General features: G+C 35.0%; 19 protein-coding genes. All 19 read left to right on the plus strand.

From position 1 onward, the window contains the following. The first annotated feature begins 3 nt into the window (after positions 1-3). The 19 genes from MHI13_RS22985 (at position 4) to MHI13_RS23075 (ending at position 19121) form a co-directional block, all read left to right on the plus strand. Positions 4-363, plus strand: a complete 360-nt coding sequence (locus MHI13_RS22985) for a tail assembly chaperone (protein ID WP_002475585.1) — start codon at positions 4-6, stop codon at positions 361-363. A 41-nt stretch (positions 364-404) separates the two neighbouring features. Further along, positions 405-749, plus strand: coding sequence for a hypothetical protein (locus MHI13_RS22990; RefSeq protein WP_032604875.1), 345 nt, complete (start codon positions 405-407; stop codon positions 747-749). 14 nt (positions 750-763) lie between these two features. Then, positions 764-4726, plus strand: a complete 3963-nt coding sequence (locus tag MHI13_RS22995) for a phage tail protein (protein WP_340762169.1) — start codon at positions 764-766, stop codon at positions 4724-4726. Positions 4727-4737: 11 nt separating this feature from the next. Beyond that, positions 4738-5694 (plus strand): phage tail domain-containing protein, encoded by a 957-nt coding sequence (locus MHI13_RS23000; RefSeq protein ID WP_340762171.1) that lies wholly within the window; start codon positions 4738-4740, stop codon positions 5692-5694. A gap of 11 nt (positions 5695-5705) precedes the next feature. Next, positions 5706-7166, plus strand: coding sequence for a tail tube TT1 domain-containing protein (locus MHI13_RS23005; RefSeq protein WP_340762173.1), 1461 nt, complete (start codon positions 5706-5708; stop codon positions 7164-7166). Between the two features lie 2 nt (positions 7167-7168). After that, positions 7169-9055 carry a M14 family metallopeptidase gene (locus MHI13_RS23010; protein WP_340762175.1) on the plus strand — a complete coding sequence of 629 codons (1887 nt, stop codon included), beginning with the start codon at positions 7169-7171 and terminating at the stop codon, positions 9053-9055. A 12-nt stretch (positions 9056-9067) separates the two neighbouring features. After that, positions 9068-10255 (plus strand): BppU family phage baseplate upper protein, encoded by a 1188-nt coding sequence (locus MHI13_RS23015; RefSeq protein WP_023350517.1) that lies wholly within the window; start codon positions 9068-9070, stop codon positions 10253-10255. Positions 10256-10268: 13 nt separating this feature from the next. Then, the gene (locus MHI13_RS23020; protein ID WP_023350516.1) at positions 10269-10691 is read left to right on the plus strand and encodes a hypothetical protein; all 423 of its coding nucleotides are present in this window, start codon (positions 10269-10271) and stop codon (positions 10689-10691) included. Next, positions 10672-11070, plus strand: a complete 399-nt coding sequence (locus MHI13_RS23025; protein ID WP_037560594.1) for a hypothetical protein — start codon at positions 10672-10674, stop codon at positions 11068-11070. Before MHI13_RS23020 ends, MHI13_RS23025 begins: the two co-directional genes overlap by 20 nt. Before the next feature lie 408 nt (positions 11071-11478). Next, positions 11479-13248 carry a glucosaminidase domain-containing protein gene (locus MHI13_RS23030; protein ID WP_268844333.1) on the plus strand — a complete coding sequence of 590 codons (1770 nt, stop codon included), beginning with the start codon at positions 11479-11481 and terminating at the stop codon, positions 13246-13248. 52 nt (positions 13249-13300) lie between these two features. Continuing rightward, positions 13301-14959: a BppU family phage baseplate upper protein gene (locus tag MHI13_RS23035; protein WP_340762181.1), complete on the plus strand. Its 1659-nt coding sequence runs from the start codon at positions 13301-13303 to the stop codon at positions 14957-14959. Positions 14960-14970: 11 nt separating this feature from the next. After that, positions 14971-15315: a hypothetical protein gene (locus MHI13_RS23040; RefSeq protein ID WP_023350510.1), complete on the plus strand. Its 345-nt coding sequence runs from the start codon at positions 14971-14973 to the stop codon at positions 15313-15315. After that, on the plus strand, positions 15308-15454 hold the full coding sequence (locus MHI13_RS23045) for an XkdX family protein (protein WP_023350509.1): 147 nt from the start codon (positions 15308-15310) through the stop codon (positions 15452-15454). Before MHI13_RS23040 ends, MHI13_RS23045 begins: the two co-directional genes overlap by 8 nt. 41 nt (positions 15455-15495) lie before the next feature. Further along, positions 15496-16011: a hypothetical protein gene (locus tag MHI13_RS23050; protein ID WP_023350508.1), complete on the plus strand. Its 516-nt coding sequence runs from the start codon at positions 15496-15498 to the stop codon at positions 16009-16011. Then, the gene (locus MHI13_RS23055) at positions 16011-16544 is read left to right on the plus strand and encodes a hypothetical protein (protein WP_023350507.1); all 534 of its coding nucleotides are present in this window, start codon (positions 16011-16013) and stop codon (positions 16542-16544) included. Before MHI13_RS23050 ends, MHI13_RS23055 begins: the two co-directional genes overlap by 1 nt. Positions 16545-16588: 44 nt before the next feature. Further along, the gene (locus MHI13_RS23060; RefSeq protein WP_023350506.1) at positions 16589-16999 is read left to right on the plus strand and encodes a phage holin; all 411 of its coding nucleotides are present in this window, start codon (positions 16589-16591) and stop codon (positions 16997-16999) included. After that, positions 16974-18437, plus strand: a complete 1464-nt coding sequence (locus tag MHI13_RS23065) for an SH3 domain-containing protein (protein ID WP_340762188.1) — start codon at positions 16974-16976, stop codon at positions 18435-18437. Before MHI13_RS23060 ends, MHI13_RS23065 begins: the two co-directional genes overlap by 26 nt. Positions 18438-18811: 374 nt before the next feature. Further along, positions 18812-18922 (plus strand): hypothetical protein, encoded by a 111-nt coding sequence (locus MHI13_RS23070; protein ID WP_087671645.1) that lies wholly within the window; start codon positions 18812-18814, stop codon positions 18920-18922. A gap of 1 nt (position 18923) precedes the next feature. Then, positions 18924-19121 (plus strand): XRE family transcriptional regulator, encoded by a 198-nt coding sequence (locus MHI13_RS23075; protein ID WP_049399478.1) that lies wholly within the window; start codon positions 18924-18926, stop codon positions 19119-19121. Positions 19122-19796: the final 675 nt, after the last annotated feature.

Raw genomic sequence — 19796 nt, forward strand, 5'->3', positions numbered from 1 at the left:
AATATGGAAATCAAATTTAACGGTAAAACAATCGAATTATCATTTGGATTAAAGTTCTTAAACATCATTGATAAAGAAATGGGCATGGAAGCTGAACAAGTTAACTTTGGTAAAGGTACAGAAATGTTAGTACCTGCATTAGAAAGCCATAGTGTAGTAGATGTTGCAAAAGTGATTAAAGCTGCAACAGCACAAGAAAAAGGCGCTCCTAAAACAGAAAAAGACTTAGAAGAAGTTGTTGAGAATGTTATTGAAAATACTGGTCTTGAAGAATTCTGTAATGAAGTTATCGAGGAACTGGGAAAGCGTGTTTTAACTCAAAACCTCGTTCCGAAAAAATACAAAAAGAACAGCAAGAAGTAGAGGAAGAACTTTTAACGTTTGATCGTATTGTTATCTTATGCATGAGTAAGCTCAAAATCTATGATTTAGATGTCATAGAGCGAATGACACTTAGGGAGTTTAACTATCGTATGTACGCCTTAGAATATGAACAACTAGATAGAGATATGGATATGTACAAACTAGCATTTGCTATTAGAGACGCTGCTGCAGAGAAAAAGAAACGTGGCGGTAAAAAAGGCGAAACAGAATATCGCTTCAAAAGTGCCGATGATATTATGCATTACCAAGAAAACATTCAACGATTAAACAAAGGTGAACCCGTCAAATTCGCTTCAGAAGCCAAATTTGAGGAAAATAAACCACCTAAAGACTTACTACAACAAATTGCAGAATTAAATAAATAAGGAGGTGGGAACACGTGGCAGAAGCTAATTACAGTATTAAGGCGACAATAGAAGCTAACGCTAAGAAATTTAAAAGTGCTATACAAGCAGCTAAAAACACAGCAGAGCGTTTTAAAGGCACTATGGAGAAAATCAAAGACAACGAAATTGATGCAGACTCATCTGGTGTGAAAAGAGCGGTAGAAAGTGCTAAGTCAGCTATGGAATCATTTAACAACACTAAAGCAGAAGGTAACTTAGATGTCGATATTGATGAAGTTAAATCTAAAGTTGCTATCGCAGAAGAATACGTAAGAAAATTCGACGCTTACAGAGGAGACGCTGAACTTGACGCTAATGTAACGAGCGCAAAAGCTAACATCGAAGAAGCACAAGCATATTTAGAACGCTTTGACGGTTCAACAGCTAATGCACATGCCGATGTGGACGCTAGAAGAGCAATTACAACATTATCAAAGTTACAGATAGACCTAGATGCGTTTGATGGTAACTCTTACAGTGCTCATTTAGACGCAGATTCTACAAAAGCTCGTGCAGCTATAGCAGAAGCTAAGAAGTCGCTCAATAGTTTTGCGAGACAAAAAGCGAAAGCTACTGTCGAAGTTAACGAAGGCGCTGCAGTTTCTAAAATTTTGGCGCTAAAAGCGATGTTACGTTCAATTCCAAATAAAGTCCATACTAGGCTCGAGGTTGATGGTAAAGGTGCATCGAACGTGCTAAAAACATTTAGAGCAGGTATAGATGATTATAGTAATGCAATGGACCGCCTAGCAAATGACATTCGTACCACAGGAACTGTATTCGGCAATATGATAAAAGGCTCAATGTTATCTAACATATCTTTATTAGTACCTGCAATAGCTTCATTGGTGCCTGCGTTAATGGCAGTTATGAACGCAGCAGGTGTGGTTGCTGGTGGTGCTCTAGGAATGGCACAGGCATTTGGTACTGCATATGCTGGTGTTGGTTTATTTGCTGGTATGGCAGTCAGTGCTTTAGACATGCTCAAAAAAGGTACTTTAGAAGCTACAGCAGAAACACAAAGATATCAATCAGCATTAAATAGTTTGCAAAGCGCGTGGGAAGGCATAATTAAACAAAATCAATCTCAAATATTTAATACATTAGCAAATGGTATTGATACTGCAAAAGCTGCATTACAAGGATTAACACCTTTTATCTCTGGAGTGTCAAAAGGCATGGAACAAGCTAGTGCTAAAATGCTTGATTGGGTTAAAAACTCACAAGTTGCACAAAGTTTCTTTGAAATGATGGGTACAACAGGTGTAAGAATATTCAACAACATGTTAAGTGCAGCAGGTCAATTTGGTAGTGGGATTATTAGTGTTCTCACTCAACTAGCGCCACTTGCTGAGTGGGTTTCAGCTGGATTTAAGAAAATGGGCGCTGCGTTTAACTCGTGGGCTCAATCTACCGAAGGCCAAAATGCTATTAAATCGTTTATTGAATATACAAAACAAAATTTACCGTTAATTGGTCAGATATTTGGTAATACTTTCAAAGGTATATTCAACCTTATGAAAGCATTTGCACCTAATACTCACTCTATTTTAGAATCACTTGCTCAAATGTCTGAGAAATTTGCTTCTTGGAGTGCTACAGTAGCTAAATCAGACGGATTTAAGAAATTTATAGCTTACGTACAAGAGAATGGTCCTAAATTACTTCAATTACTTGGTAATTTAGTCATGATTATCATTAATGTTGCTACAGCAATGGCTCCTTTAGCTTCAGCAGTATTAGATGTTGCTTTAGCTGTAACTGATTTCATTAAGAATCTTACTGCAGCTAATCCTATAATCGGAATGATGTTAGGTATATTAGCCACACTAGGTGGCGCGTTTATGGCCCTTTACCCGGCTATTCAGTTTGTTATAAGAGTTATTGGCCCATTATTCGAATTATTAGGTGGTTTTAGCGGCATAGCTAGCATTATAACAGGAGCTGTCGAAGGTATAGGCGCAGCATTTGCATTTCTAACTGGTCCAGTTGGCATTATTATTGGTTTGGTTGCTGCAGTAATCGCAATATTTGTAGCGCTTTGGAACTCATCATCGGTATTACGTAATGCAGTAATAGGAGCATGGAACGCTATTAAAAGTGCTGTTGGTTCAGCAATACAAGCTGTGATTGGTTTCTTAGGAGACCTATTAGGACGTGCTCAAGAAATATTAGCGCCATTAGCACCTATTTTCCAACAAACTTGGAATGATATCGTTTCAATTGTAGAAGCAGCAGTTACAGTTATTGCACCAATGATTAAACAAGCATTTAATACTGTTGTTGCAGTGGTTAAGGTAGCTTGGGAAATTATAAAGGCAGTTATTAAAATTGCGATGGAAGTCATTCTTGGCACTATAACTGCATTTCTTCAGTTATTATCTGGAGATTGGCGCGGTGCTTGGCAAACGATTTCTAAAGCAGGTGCTGAAATCTGGAAAGCTATCGTTGAAATGGCTAAGAATATTTGGGGCATTTTAGGAGATTACTTAAAACAATCATGGCAAAACATAGTAGATGGATTTAGCACAATATTTGGTCCGTTAGCTAGCATAGCAGGTGCAATTTGGAATGCCATTGTTAATGTTGTTAAAACTGTAGTTACTGGTTTAGTCTCGTTCTTAGCTAATCTATGGACATCTATCGTTAGTATGGCTCAAATGCAATGGAGCATACTTACTACAGTAGCGCAAACTATTTGGAATGCCATCGTCACGGTAATCACAACCGTAGTCACTACTTTAGTTACAATTCTATCTACCATTTGGACGACAATCGTAACTGTAGCGCAGACAATTTGGACGACCCTAGTTACAATAGCACAAACTATTTGGACTACCATTGTCACAGTGATAACTACCATAATTTCAACTTTAGTTACAATTGTTACTACGGTTTGGACTGCTATTGTTACAGTCACACAAACGATTTGGACAGTTCTTGTTACTATTGCACAAACTGTTTGGACTGCAATATCAACTGTGGTCATGACTATTGTTAACATCATCGTTACTATCGTTACAACAGCTTGGACAACGATTTCAACTGTAACTTCTACTATATTTGGTGTTATTTCTACCATAGTCTCTACTATATGGAATGTTATCAAAGGAATTATACAAGTTGTGTCTGCGATTATCGTTGGTATCGTTACTGGAAATTGGTCGAGATTAAGCGCTATTACAAGTTCTATTATGACTTCAATTTCTTCTTTAATAAATTCTTTATGGAATTTAATTAAAAGCACAATTATAAATGCTGTAATGGGTGCTGTTCATGCAGCAGTTAGCGGATTTATGAATATGCTTAGTTCTATAGGTTCAGCTATGCGTGGTATTGTTAACGCAGTTATTAATGGTATGCATAATGTTGTGAATAATGTTAGAAATGGTGTGACTAATGCAGTAAATGCGGTCAGAAACTTTGTAGGTAACTTTACAAGCGCTGGTAGAGATTTAATCATGGGAATGGTTAACGGTATTAAAAATGCTGCTCATGCTGTCGTGGACGCTGCTAAAAATGTTGCAAGTTCAGCAATCAACGCTGTCAGAAGCGTTCTCAACTCACATTCTCCTTCAAGAGTTATGATGGGAATTGGTGGAGATTTTGGAGAAGGTTTCAAAATCGGTATTGATGATAAAAAGAAATCAGTTGCAAACATTGCAGGAGGTTTGGGATCCAGTGCAATAAAAGCAGTTAAGAATGCTGTTAATCCTTCAGACGTATTAGGCGATGTTAGAAGCACTTTGAAAAACAGTAATCTTAAAGTTCCAGATATTCAAGGAGATATCAAAAACGCGAGTGCATCAGCTAATGCTAATATCACTCATACTCACGAATATAAAACAAATCCATCACAACGTGTTGTAACTGTAAAAATGGATGTTAACAACGATGCTTTAACTCATATTGTCAACGGACAAAATGCAGATAGAGATGCAACATTCACATTCTAGGAGGTCAGGCAATGGATTTAGAAATCAAGCAAAAAGATGGCACTAAATACAAGTTGTCTGACTTCGGTTTTCGAGTGAAAGATATTGTCATCGAAAGTCCGGAGATTGAAGATAACTACGAAACAAAAGAAAATACAAGCGGTCGTATGTTACTTAGCAGTCAGTATCGTAAAAGAAAAATTACGGTACCCTGCTATGTAGTTAGTACGAAACTTAATGATATACCAAGATTAAGAGATAAATTTTATGATTTGACTGTTAACACCGAACCCGTTTGGATAAGAGAACTTAGATACGCAGAAGAACATAACTACAGTTTTTTACAACCTACTGAAGAAGATTATCAATCATATGACAAATACGGTTATCCAATATTTGATCATAATATGATGAATGATAATTTTTACACTAGTGGTAAACAGTATCAGGTTAAATGCTCATCGGTTATAACTCCAGAAAACAAGGATAAAGTTATTAATTTTGATTTAGTTTTCGAAACGATTGAGATACCATTTGCCGAAAGTATAGGAACTTCATCGGACTTAGAAAACAAGCCTAATAAAGCGCTGTGGTCTAATGACATGCTAGTTCCATTTGACGAAGAAAGTGACAAGAGAACTTATACTTTTACTAATTGTTGGAATAATAGTGTTTATTATCACGGAAATGTTCCTAATAATGAATTTAAACTTTACAAAAAAGTAACAATCATTCTAGGTAAAAGTGTAAGCAGTAAAGAAAGTTTCCAATTTACGTTGGGGAAATCTGATTATATGAAAATCAGTAATATTAGTTTAAAAAAAGGCGACAAGATAGTGTATGACGGAGTTCAAACGTGGAGAAATGGCACTCCAATTAATCATCGTTGTACAAACGCTCAACCTAAATTCTATCCTGGTTGGAATGATTTTGCTTTCAATCAACAGGTTAAGTCAGTAACTTTTGATATGAAATTTTATTATAAGTAGGTGGTTATTAAATGCCAGTATTATTTAGCCCTATAAGAGGAATAGGCGAGCCAGTTTATGTCACTACTACAACAACATCAAAGTTAGGTTCTGAAACAGTTGTACAATGCAAATTACTTGAAGATAAATATAACTATAACGTTATACGAGGTATTGATAAACGCTGGACACTGACGCAGTTAACAGGACCTAATGACAAGAGAGAATACGTTGCTTATATTATCGATAGACAAACACATGGTAGAAATCAAGAAGTGTGTGTAACCCTTCGAGAAAAGCCGATTGATATTATCAAAAGAAAAAGAGTGTATGACAAAATAGATGGCCCTCATAAACCACCCGACTTTTTCGAAAAGATATTTAAAGGGACTGGACTTAAATTCAAAGTGCCTGACAATTTGTTTGTTTCTGAAATCAAAGATTCTGGCGAAGGAGAAAGTGTTGAGGATTTATTAAAAAAAGGATTAGAAGCATGGGATTTAGAGTTTGATATACATCATGATTACAAAACAAACACGTATACTTTTAAATTCACCCCGTATTTAGAGAAACAAGCAACTTATCATATTGATAATGAAATTAACGCAAACAATATGAAATTAGAAGAAGATAGTGGTCAGATGTATACCTATGTTAAAGGGTACGGTTCTTATACTGATGAAGAAGGTTTAGACGGTGCAGGTCTTATTGTTGAATTTGAGCACCCTAATATGAAAGATTACGGTAGATTTGATGCACCACCTGTTAAAGATGGTTCAATTACTGATCCTGATATTATGCGAGCTAGATTGCAAGCTGTTATTAATGCATCTATAAAACGCTCTTTAACTTTGGATTTTATAGCCTTGCGAAAACATTATCCTAATGCAGTTCCTAGAGTTGCAGACATTGTAAAAGTTAAGCACTCTACACTTGGCATCAATGAGTTTATGAGAATAGTTGAAGTTAAGACCATTAGAGACGCTGAAAATAAGATAGTAAAACAAGACGTAACTTTAGGAGATTTCAACCGTCACAACCGCTATTTAGAACGAATTAGTCAAGCAGCACAAGTTGTAGGTGGTTTAGGTGGAGGATTTGCTAATTCATATCGAACAACATACGCAAAAGCAAACGCAGCTATCACTTCTACAAGGAAGTCCATTGACTCTAACAAAGCATTGCATGGAAACGCTAATGGAATAAGAGCAATTGTAGAAAAAGACCACATACTAGAATACAACAGAAATGGTAAATTTCGAGTGTCTCATGATCGTGGTAAGACATGGCAAGTTATCGCAAGTGCTAAAAGTGGATTTAACAAATACGTAATACCAAAAGCAACAGATAAAGTGTCTGGACTGATGAGTAATAATGATAAAAGGAAAGTTGATAGACTTCATTATAATCGTCTCAAAATGCAAGGTGAAGATGGTAAGTATTACAATATTACAATAGATAAAGAAGGAAAACTACAAGTTAAGGAGGCGTAGCAATGCGAAAGACTATCTACACAAAACTAGATACTTTATTTAGTGCACGTTATGTTAGAGAAAATGAACTCAATTACATTGCTATAAGAGATATGCTTACTAATATCGAAGAAATATTAGAAAAGCATGGAAAAACTGAAAAGCGAGCACATAACGCTGAACAAATTGTATATACATTGCCTACTGGACCTAATGTTACTGTAGGTCAAGAGTTAGGTTATCAAAGTAAACGAATAAGAAACTTAGTTTTAGGGACTATCGGTAATGGGCTTCAAGAAGTGAGAGATAGTCGTACATCAATTGACGCTCAAAATTTCCCTATACTTTCAGAAAGACTAAGACATGATTTCACTAGAATAGATGAAAAAATAGATAAAGAACTGAATGTGGCTGATGACGCTACTTATCTATTTACTCCACCATTTATCGCTAGCGCAGAACAAGGTGTTAATGAAACACCTAATAATAACGATCCCGATGACAACAGAAAAGTGTTTTACGACAAATTTGTTGACAACAAGTATGTTACGAAAAAATATGTAGGTAAAGACCAAAGTAACCAGTATAATGTTTATGCTTATGATTTCAAACCTCAAAACTATACAAAAACCTTACTCATCACATCGTGTATACACGGGAATGAATACAGCGCATTTTATGCTTTAAGTCGCTTTATGGATTTAGTTGTCAATGAATGGAACAAGTATTCACAACTTGCTTATATACGTAAAAACGTTAGAGTGGTTATTGTTCCTATTGTTAACCCTTGGGGCTTTGCTAATCGAGAACGTGAAAATGTTAATAACGTCGATTTAAATCGTAACTTTGACTATCATTGGTCAAATGGTAGTGGTACACGTTCTACTGGTAAAAACTACAAAGGGTCTAAGCCGTTTAGTGAGAGAGAAAGTAGAAATATGAAAGCGCTAGTGGAAAGTTTAGGTGATATTACTGCTCACGTAGATTGTCATAACATCGTTTCTCAGGTAAGTGACTATTGCTTATTCTATCCACGTTTCGCTAACCAACCTAACAATGTAATGACTGAATTACTATCTGAAATTTCAGATCATGGAGATTATGTCACATGGGGTTCAAGTACCTTAGCTTCTTTTAGTAACTGGGTAGGCATTAATCATGGTACAACCTCTTTCTTACCTGAAGTGTACGAAGGCAGAGCTGGAAAACCTAGAGGCGCTCAAGAGATGTGGCGTTCAGTTTATTACTTAGGAAATATTATCTCCAAACTATCAAAACTAGACACTAACAAAGAAGGCAGAATTGCAAATCAACCTATTGTTAAGTCATTAGTTTATAGTAGTAGATTTGATAAAAAAGATACTAAACCCTTTTCTCTTATCGCTAAAAAAGATTATCAACGTATGTTAATGACACAACAACGTTTCCAAGTCACAGCTAATGGTTTTGTAGAGTTAAATGGTTCTATTACTGTTGAAGTTGATAGAGATACAACGATAGCTGTAGCACCTTATGTAGTACAAAACTATCATTCGTACAGCGGTAACGGGAAAAGTAGAAGACGTCACTTATACAGAGTTAGAATGCCGGTTAAAAAAGGCTGGCATACTATACCATTACATGCTATCGCACCAGTTCAATATTCTACAACAAGTCCAGCTAAAGTTCACAGATCTAATGAAGTGATGGGGGTTGTAGATATTTTAAGAACAAAAGGTGTAGCTAAAGTTAGAAACATGATTATCAACCTCACTTTCACACCATCACATACACACACAGCAGTTCAAATTCTTAAATCTGGTGGTTATGGTAACCAAAAAGAAAAAACATTCCATCAAGTTTATCCTGATAAGCCAAGCGCATATACTAAGACAAACAAAATTATTCATAAAACTAAAAAGAAAAAATAAGGAGGCTTCATAATGGATGGATTTTACAAAGAAGCAAGAATAACGACTGTCGATGAACCTTATTTAAAACCGATATCTGACGAAGGTATCGGTTTTTATAATATGGATATAAATACTGCGGTATTAACCTTTCAAGTGCGTAGAGAAATAAACGGGGAAAGTTATCCCCTAGAGATTAGCGAAGCTAACACTGAGATAACAGCTTATTTTGTTTCCGATAACGGTTCTTCAACCGGAAGGGTTAAAGTTGAATATGTTAATCCTATGAAAGGCATTATACGTTTAACTTTAGACAGTAATTTTCTAAAAGCTTCTACCGACACTCATGTGACTGGTCAAATTTACATCAAAGCAGTTGGACGTAAAGACACAGTTGTACTTAACGAGTTTCGATTTTACGTAAAAGATGCATTAATTAATCAAATAGATGCTGATATTAAAATCAGATATATTAGAGAGATTGATGATCTTGTTGATTTAGTAAAAGACAGAATTGATACTGTATCAAAAGAATTAGAAAACGTTCAAAATGCTGAAGATGAATTCATGAATTTTGTAAATACTCAAAAGACAGAATTTGTTAAACAAGTTAAAGATTTGCGAGAACAAATGGAAGGTTTCGCAAAACAAACAGAAACAGAGTTAACAGACCATCTAAATAATATTAACGATAAAATTTTAGAGGTCAATGAACGACTAAACTCGGCAACTGAAGGAGTTATAACAGAAGAAAACTTAGACGAGCACCTTATCAACTACGCTAAAAAAGATGAAGTTAATCAGCAGTTATCTAAGAAGGCAAACGAAGATGAATTTAAGACGCTTTCTGATGGTTTAGATGAATTAATACAAAACAAAGTTAATGAAGCTATAAAGAGCGCTACAGGCCAATTATCAGCACTTACAGAAGCCGAAGGTTTTGCTATTAGGTTAGATAATGTTGACTTATCTACTATGGACAAAATTGATAAAACTGGTTTTTACTACCTTTACAACCCTACAAATTCTCCAGATCCCGATAATCAAAGCGGCTATGCTATCGTTATTGCAAGAAGTGACACATTCAAAAAAGTATTGTTTATGCCTTACAACAGACACAGAATATACTCTCGTAATATGATGGGCGAAACTACAAGATGGGGTTCTTGGTATGACGCTACAAAAGGTGTAGTTATTCCAGGATCTAATCCAGTTGTTTAGGAGGTAAGTTATAATGAATAAAAACTCAATAACTTATTCGTTAACCTTTTTAATGGTTTTAGGTTTTGGCGTTCTAATGTTTGAAAGAGGCTTCTTTTGGACAAGAGAACAAGAAGCTGTTATTAGAGACAGCGATTTTTATTTAGCACTACACCACATTATGCCTATTTGGATTTGGGGCGTACTTGCAATGATGTTTAGTGTTTTTATAATTGTTGCACCTTTCTTTTTGCCAACGCAAAAGATGAACAATGTGTTTAATTACCTAATTTGCATTGGGGGCTGGGGTAACGCGATTTTCTATTTTCTAATGACGTCAGCAAGTATGTTTCATGCTATTAATTGGCTTTCTCCTTTGCAATTTTCTACTTTCACTATGATTTGTGGAATTATAGGATTCTATGGGGGTGTGGAGATTGTCGGAAAAAGAAGATAAATATGTATTGCGTAGCGAGTGGTTACACAACACCGGTAAGATTTATGAACGGATCAACGAAAACGACAGAAAACATCTAGAGGCCTACAATTCTTTAAATTCGAAGATAGAACGACAAACAGGACTGCAAGAAAAACAATTTGAATCTCAAGAACGACAAGAAAAACACTTAGAAAAAATCAGTGATGTTGTCGAAAGGTTTGGCGATGAATTTAAAGACGTACAATACACCGTTCGTTCACATGATACTCAATTAAAAAACATCAATAAATCAATTTCCGACAAACAAAAAGGAAATGTACAAGTTGTTGTTGCGTTAATTAGTGGTGGTTGTGCAATTATTGCAGCAGCATTCGGTTTAGCCTCCGTAATATTTTAAGCTGACACTTCGGTGTTGGCTTTTTATTTTGATTGAAGAAAGTAGGTGTGTGAATGGCTATACTACCTAAAAGCGGAAAACCAACAGCCTCGCAAGTTGTAGATTGGGCTAAATGGATGGCTAAAAATCATAAAGGTGTCGACATTGACGGTTGGTATGGTTTCCAGTGTTAAATTTCAGCACCATTAGTGAGTAATCATTAATGAAAACTCCTCTAATTCATGGGAACTCCTAACGTAAAGACGAGGACAATCATGAGCGAAGTCCTTAAAGGAAACGTGCAACGACTAGTCGAAAGACGTACGCTCAAGCGAGTGGAAACGGGGAGCAACCTATTGGGTTGATGATATAGTCTGAACATTCATAGAAATATGAAGAAGGTAGTAAGTAGCGAATACTATCGTAACAATGTTGTGGGATCTACCTAACTATATTTTTCAAAGATATTGGCATTTTAGAACTTGGGGAAATGCAAACGCTATGGCAAATCGTAGTCAATACCCTAATAGATCGTGGAAAATTTATAGAAATACATCTAGTTTCATTCCAAAGCCCGGGGATATAGTTTGTTGGACTTATGGTCGTTCCGGACATACTGCAATAGTTGTAGGTCCTAGTGATAAAAACACCTTCCGAACGGTAGACCAAAACTGGTACCATGCAAACCAATGGAGTGGATCAAGAGCAGCATTTGTTAATCATAACTATAACGGTAACGGCGGGAACATCTATTTTATTAGACCGCCATACAAAGCTGAGAAAAACCCTCCTAAACCTAGCGATAGCTCAAGTAGTTCAAGTAATACGACAACAGACAATAATAAAACAGTCACAATCAAAAAGAAACAAAAACATATCAATTTCACTATAGATGATGGCGAACCAACTTATCCTGAATTTATCCTGCACGATATTGTCCAAGGTAAAGATAGAGGTCATAACCCTAAAAAGGTGACTATAAGAAACGCAAATACAATGTGTTCAGTCCTCGACCTATACTTTGATAGAGAAAAATACCTTACTGATAAAGAGTATCCTCACTATTTCGTAGATAGAAACCATATATGGCAGACCAGATTAGAAATGTACGAAGTACCTAGTCACCCTGATAATATCGTTATTGAAGTGTGTCAAGATTTATCAGCAAGTAAAGATGATTTTATTGTCAACGAGATACACACAATGCTGCAAACAGTGTTAAGAATGAAATATCAAGGTATACCAGTCAAGCCATCTTCTATTGAAGTTGACACATCTAATATTTGGCGAAGCGTATACGAGCATGGAGATTGGGATATATCACTCAATGGATTGCCGCCTAAGAAAAACATAGACAAAACAATCAATGGATTACTATATCTATATAAAAACAGTAAGAAGTTACTTTCTGAAATTCCTAAAGATAAAGTTAAGACTAAAACTATTAAAGTTACAGTTCCAGCATCTAGTGTTAAAAAGAATACAACTACAACGACCAACAAAAAAGGAAGCAAAGAGCCTACTGTGGTTGTTTCAAGAAGTGCTTACTCATTCAAGAGAGCGGTAGCTATCCAAATGACTAAATCTCCTCAAATTAACTACGGTAACGGTTGGTATGGCGCAAGTTACTCGGCAACACTTAATGCTATGAATTCGCTTAAGATTTGGAATAGTAAAACTCAAAAATATCAAATGCTCAATCTTGGTAAATATCAAGGCGTTTCAGTTTCAGCACTTAATAAGATATTGCGTGGTAAAGGTTCTTTATCCGGGCAAGGTAAAGCAGTTGCTTATGCTTGTAAGAAGTATAACCTTAATGAAATATACTTAATTGCACATGCCTTCCTTGAGAGTGGTTATGGCACATCTTACTTCTCAAGTGGTCGTGCTGGTGTTTATAACTACTTCGGTATAGGAGCGTACGATTGGAACCCTAATAACGCAATACCTTACGCTAGAAATAGAGGGTGGACTACTCCCGCTAAAGGTATTATTGGTGGCGCTAAGTTTGTAAGACAAGGTTTTATTAGCAAAGGCCAAAATACACTTTATCGTATGCGTTGGAACCCTAGACATCCAGGTAATCATCAATATGCAACTGATGTACGCTGGGCACAAGTTCAAGCGACAACTATAAAAAATCTATATGACAAAATCGGTATAAAAGGTGTCTATTTCATTAGAGATAGATATAAATAGGGATAAGGCTGACAGCTCTTATCCCTAAATTTATTGTTGGAGAGGTGTTTTTATGGAAACGTACAAAACCGGTATAGTTAATACAATCATCAATGAAAATGGCGTTGATTTAGGCAGCATAAACGTTAATTTGTACACAATGGATAACAAGACATCTGTTATTGATATCCATATTAAGAAAAAGAACATTATTAATGAAAATCAAGAATACATCTCTGTGAATTTTAATCAGACGAAGTTCGAACCTGTATTACATGTTTTTGCCCAAGATGGTTCTATATTCACTAATGAGCCATTAGAAATAGTTAAAGCTGAAGAAGGCTTTGTAAGATATATTATCCCTGAATATATCACTAAACATGTAGGGCAAATGCAATGTAAATTATTCTTAGAAAATCCTGAAAATAACGATAGCACACATGTTGCTAACTTTTATTTTACTGTTAACGACAGCGGTATAACTAAAAGTGTAGGCAAAGAAATACGTGTGGAATTACTAGATGATATCGTAGAAAAAGTAATGAAAGACAATGTAGATATCTTCAAAGGACCTAAAGGAGATACTGGAGAACAAGGTCCAGCAGGACAAGACGGTAAAGATGGTAAAAATGGCATTAATGGTATCGATGGTATAAATGGTAATCCAGGACCTCAAGGTCCACCAGGACGAGATGGGAAAGATGGTGTTGACGGACAAGATGGTTCAGATGGAAAGTCGTTTGACTTTGAAAGTCTTACAGAAGAACAAAAAGCTGAAATTACACCTAAACTACCTGACTTTAGTAATTGGCAACAATATCAATTTACAAATAGTGATGGAACTAGAAAATGGCTTGGCACTTTGTCTCAACCTATAGAAACACTTGAACCTGGATTATATGAATGTTCCATACCAAGCGACTATAAATCTGTAAATGCCCCTGCTGATCCAAGCGGTGCGGGGTATATAGCAGAAATTAATGTTACAAAAGGACAGAGTGGAAGAAAGCATATTATTCTTATCCACAATTATCAAAATGATATTTGGTCTAAAACAATTCACACAGACGGTGACGACAGGGGCTGGGTTGCTGTTAATCCACAAGGTCAAAAATACAAACTGACAAACGATGATGGGACTAACTTTTCCAAAGGATATACAACGATAAATTTAAACAATGAAGACGAAATTAAAAAGATACCTCCAGGGATACGTTATATAACCAAAACGACTGGTTTGCCAACTGACGTAAGTTCTACAAATGGTTGGCTTTTTAAATTGGTTTGGTCAGACTCTCAACTATCTACAATATATTTCCAACCTTATAATTCTAGTCAATTATTACAAAGAGTAACTTATAACGGTTTGTCAGAATGGCGTTATATTAACCAACCATCAACTGACACAGGTTGGGTTCCATTACCTCTAGTTAACGGTGCAACTCCTGATGTATATAGTAACGTATATTTACCGGTTTCATATAGAGTTAGAAAGAATGGAGATAACAAGACAGTCCAAATCATTGGTAACATCAAAAATTTATCTACAGGCTTAGTGTTCGCTCAAATGCCTTCTGACATTACACCAGTCAGAAATATTGAATATAAATTAAATCAAAGAATAGGAACAAACAGTGCGGCAGCATATTTGGCTAGTGACGGTACTATGAAAGTTATAGGTGCTTTAGATTCGGAAAGCACTTATATGATTAATCTAACTTATATGGTTTAGGAGGACGAAAAATGATACAAATCTTTAGAAAAAGAGATGGTAAACCCTTTCTTATAGATGAAAGTAAAGAAGGTTACGACAAAGATTTATATACAGATATTATGCCACCAAGCAATTTATATTTGCCGGTTAAATTTGACGGTGGCGAATGGGTTGGTACACCATACGAGGAATGGAAAAAACAACAAATTGAAGATGATGAGCAACCTAAAAAAGAAGAACCAGACAACAATAAAGATGAATTGATCGCCGATTTATCACTCGAATTGTTACAAACACAAGAAGAACTTAAAGCAACACAAGAAGATGTCGCAAATTTAACACTAACAATCATGGGAGGGTCTGTTAATGCGTAATATCGGCATTAGATACTATAAAATGGGTTTCTATACAAATGAACAATTTGCATTATTTGTTAAAAGAGGATTTGTAACACCAGAGGAATATAAAGAAATGACTGGCGTCGACTATGACCCAGAAAAAGCACATGTATAAACCAGCCTATTAAGGTTGGTTTTTTATCATGGAGGTATTATATGTTAACAAATGTACTTAATTTAAATGATTCAAACGATGGTAATCGCATTAAGCAAGGTGACTTATCTATTATGCGTTACATTTTAACTGATTCAAATGATGATGACTTAGAAATTAAAGATAAACCTGCAAAGGCTTATCTGATCAACTCTAAAGGTGTTCAATACATCTATGAAACAAAAGTCAATAAAGAAAAATCTAGCTATGTAGTCGATTTAGTGATTGATAAAATTCTACCTTCAGACGTCTACACATTAGAAATATGGGTTGATAACCAATATTGTTTCCCTAGTGATAGTAAAACAAAAATACAAGTTGAGGAGAGTGCTATAGGCATGGGGTTCATAAATGTTGAAACTCACGACCTTTGGAAAGAGTTGACTGAATATGCTATACAACACGGATATTTAAAACAAACAGAAGTAAAAGGAGATTCATCTGACTTTGTGGTCAGTGACAAAGCACCTGAAGATACGAATAAAATTTGGATTGATACAAATGGAGGTCAAGAATAATGCAAGCGATACCTAAAATTTTTGATAAAGAAACGAACACATGGATTGAGCTTTTAGCTAAACCAGTAGCTGAAGAAGTAGTAAAAATTATGAAAGAGGACTATCTATCTAACAAAAAAACACTTGATTATTGGTTGTTAGAAAATTTAGATGTTCCAACAACGCCAATTAGACTTGCAGTATTCACTGACGGCAATGAATTAGATGAGTACATGAAAGGCTCTTTTGAAGTCGCTTTTAATAATTATATATTTGACTTACCTAATAGAAAAATATTCAATGTAGATAAGTTTTTAGAATTTTGTTCAGATACCGCAACGCCTAAACCAACTCAATTCCAAGTCAATGCAACTGTTACGATTCATGAAGATGAAGAAGATACAGTGATAACCTTGCCTAAATTAGACAACATTACAAATAATGTGGATATTTGCGAAATGTTAGCTAAAACATCTACTGGAACACTAGAAGCTAAATACATTTATAACGATCACCCAATTGAAGATAAAAAACTATTCTTTGAAAGTAAATAACATTTAACCGGCTTAGATGCCGGTTTTTTTATGGAGGTAATGAGATGAAAATAAATTGGTCTAACAGACTAAAAAACGGTGCAATTGTTTCAAGTTTAGTAGGGACAGTATTATTGCTTATCAAACAAGTTAGTGAAATTTTTGGTGTTGATTTATCACATCAATTAGAAAGCGTCAGTGGCATTTTAGGCACTATTCTAACGCTTTTAGCAGGTTTAGGCATTATTACTAATCCAAACACTAAAGGTGTGTCAGACGCGGGTATAGACCTAGATTTAAATGCACCACGAAATGAAGAAACACACCCAGTACAGTTTAAAAGTGAGTCAGGCGCAGTGAAACCTGAAGTTTTCGACACTAACGAACCGTTTACTGACGATTCTGATGAAGAAGAATTCGAATTTGATAATGGTGGAGGAGGAGCTCCAGATGAAAACACAATCTCAAATCAATAAACGTTTAAGAGATTATAAAAACGGTGTAGTAGATAGTCCATACAGAGTTAAACGTTGGACGAGTTATGACGCTTCCTTTGGTGCTATGGAACCAGGAGCAATTGACGTAGATAGATCTTATCACGCGCAATGTGCCGATTTACCTACGGACTATATATTATGGCTAACTGATAATAAGTATAGAGCATGGGGGAACGCTAAAGATTTCCCTAACAACAAATTCCCTGAAGGTTGGAAAATTGTAGAGAACAAGCCATCTACAATACCTAAAAAGGGTTGGATTGCAGTATTTACAAGTGGCACGTATGCTCAATATGGACATATAGGTATTGTATACAATGGCGGTAATACGACCAGCTTCCAAATTTTAGAACAAAATTGGAATGGTTGGGCTAATAAAAAACCTAGCTTACGATGGGATAACTATTATGGTTTAACACATTTTATAGTTCCACCGGTAGCGAAAGAAATAGAAGAACCTAAGAAAGATGTAAAATCAGCTCCTAAACAGTCAATTAAGAAAAGCAGTAGCATCAAAGTTAACACTAATCATATAAAAGGTTGGACTATGACTAAAAGAGGTCGTAAACCTAAAGCTGTAGTTATTCATAACGATGCTGGTACCATGAACTCAAAACAATACTATAACAATCTAGTAAACGCTGATTACAATAGATTAGCGAGAGGTATAGCTCATGCATACGCTGATAGAAACGGTATTTGGGAAGCTATATCAGAAGATAGAATTGCTTGGCATGTTTCTGATGGCGTTCAACCAGGTTCAGGTAATTTTGAAACTTATGGAATTGAAGTTAATCAATCAATGTATGTAAGTGATAAAGATTTCCTTAAAAATGAACAAACAGCTCTTAAATTTGCAGCGCATAAACTTAAAAAGTGGGGGTTACCAGCTAACAGAAATACTGTTCGTTTACACAACGAATTTAGTTATACAGCTTGTCCTCATCGTTCAGCTAAATTGCATACTGGTATTGATCCAACAAAACAAGCATGGACTAAAGCGACACAACTTAAGTTAAAAGATTACTTCATTAAACAAATTAGGGCGTATATGAAAGGTGATACACCTAAGATTACCACAGTGAAAAACAAACCTGGCAGTGCTTCTACTCCTGCTAACAGACGAGATATGAACGGTTGGAAAGTAAATAAATATGGAACTTATTACAAATCAGAAAAAGGTACATTTACTCCTAATACTGCAATTATCACAAGACGTGTTGGTCCATTTACTACGTGTCCACAATCAGGAGTTTTACAAGCTGGTCAGAGTATAATTTTCGATACAGAATGTCTCCAAGACGGCTTTAGATGGCTTTCTTACACTGCTTATGATGGTACAGATATTTGGTTACCTATAAGTACATGGAATAAAACGGATGATAGTTTAGGTAAATTGTGGGGGACAATTAAATGATTGTGATATAATAAAATTACCACGTCATTATACAAGGGTAGTCCTAGCGACTGCCCTGTTTTTTTATGTAAAAGTTTAAGAAAAAACACTTGTTATATAAACAACTGTGTAGTATAATTATATTTGTAAGTTGTTGATGACTTACGAACTTCAAGTGAAGGGAGGTTAAAACCTTGGTTTACTTGATAGAAAAAGCGCTAGAACAACCAATATCATTACTGATACTAGTCCTTCCAGCGCTTATAAAACAGCTAAGAATATGGCATCTAAATTATCTAAACATCACTAAAGATAATTAAGACAAGTAATCAACTGGAGCCTTAGGGCTCCTCCCTACACTTGAAGTATATAATAAATTATGGAGGTTTTCAATTATGACAGGGCAAATGTATTTATCGTTGTTTATATTAAGCCTACCATTGTTGCTATTTATAGGAAGAAAAACACATTTTTATTATTTAGATAAGAAGAACGGACGTAGATAAAATGAGTGAATATAAAACGAAAATAATCGAATTGATCGAAAGTAATATAACGGGATATCAAATCCATAAAGAAACTGGTGTATCACAATACGTTATTTCACAATTAAGACAGGGTAAGCGCGATGTTGACAATTTGACATTAAACACTACCGAAAAGCTATATGAATATTCTAAAAAACGTTATAATGAAATTGATTAATAACAACATTCGTATCGCTGAATTAGATAGTGAAGAGAACACATTTAAACACTACAAATAGCAAAATCATAAATTGTTATGGTTGAATAGATAATAAAATTTGGTATAATGATTACTAGGTTGTTATAACCTTTTTCAGTGTGATTGTTGAATTTTATATAATTTAACTTGCGCTACGGTTTTAAAATAAACCGTAGCGTTTTTTATTTGAAAAACTAAAGTATTGTGTTATTATGTTAATTACGAACTTCATGATTCATACCTATTACTCCCTAAAAATTTTATATTTATTTGTCAAGTTTAATTCCCCTATAGTAAAAATGTTGATCCCAATAAAGTATATTTTTATATTAAGCTTGATTCAATAAATAAGACTGCCTTACAAGGTGGTCTTATTTTTATTAGAAAGTTACTTTAATAATATTAGTTACAAAATGAAATAAAATGCGTAATAATTATGGTATAATATACCTAGTATTAAAATAATCGTTATGATTAGTGACATTTATTTTCTAATAAATTATATTTCCCAACCACGTCAATAAAAGGCGTGGTTATTTTATTACGTGTCAAATACGTGTCAAAATAGTTATATTTACTTAGGTTTATTTATAAAACAAAATGCTAAAAACAGCGTAGTTAAGCCATTTTATAGTTTGTTAAAAATCAACTGTC

It is taken from the genome of Staphylococcus sp. FSL K6-0223, assembly GCF_038008285.1.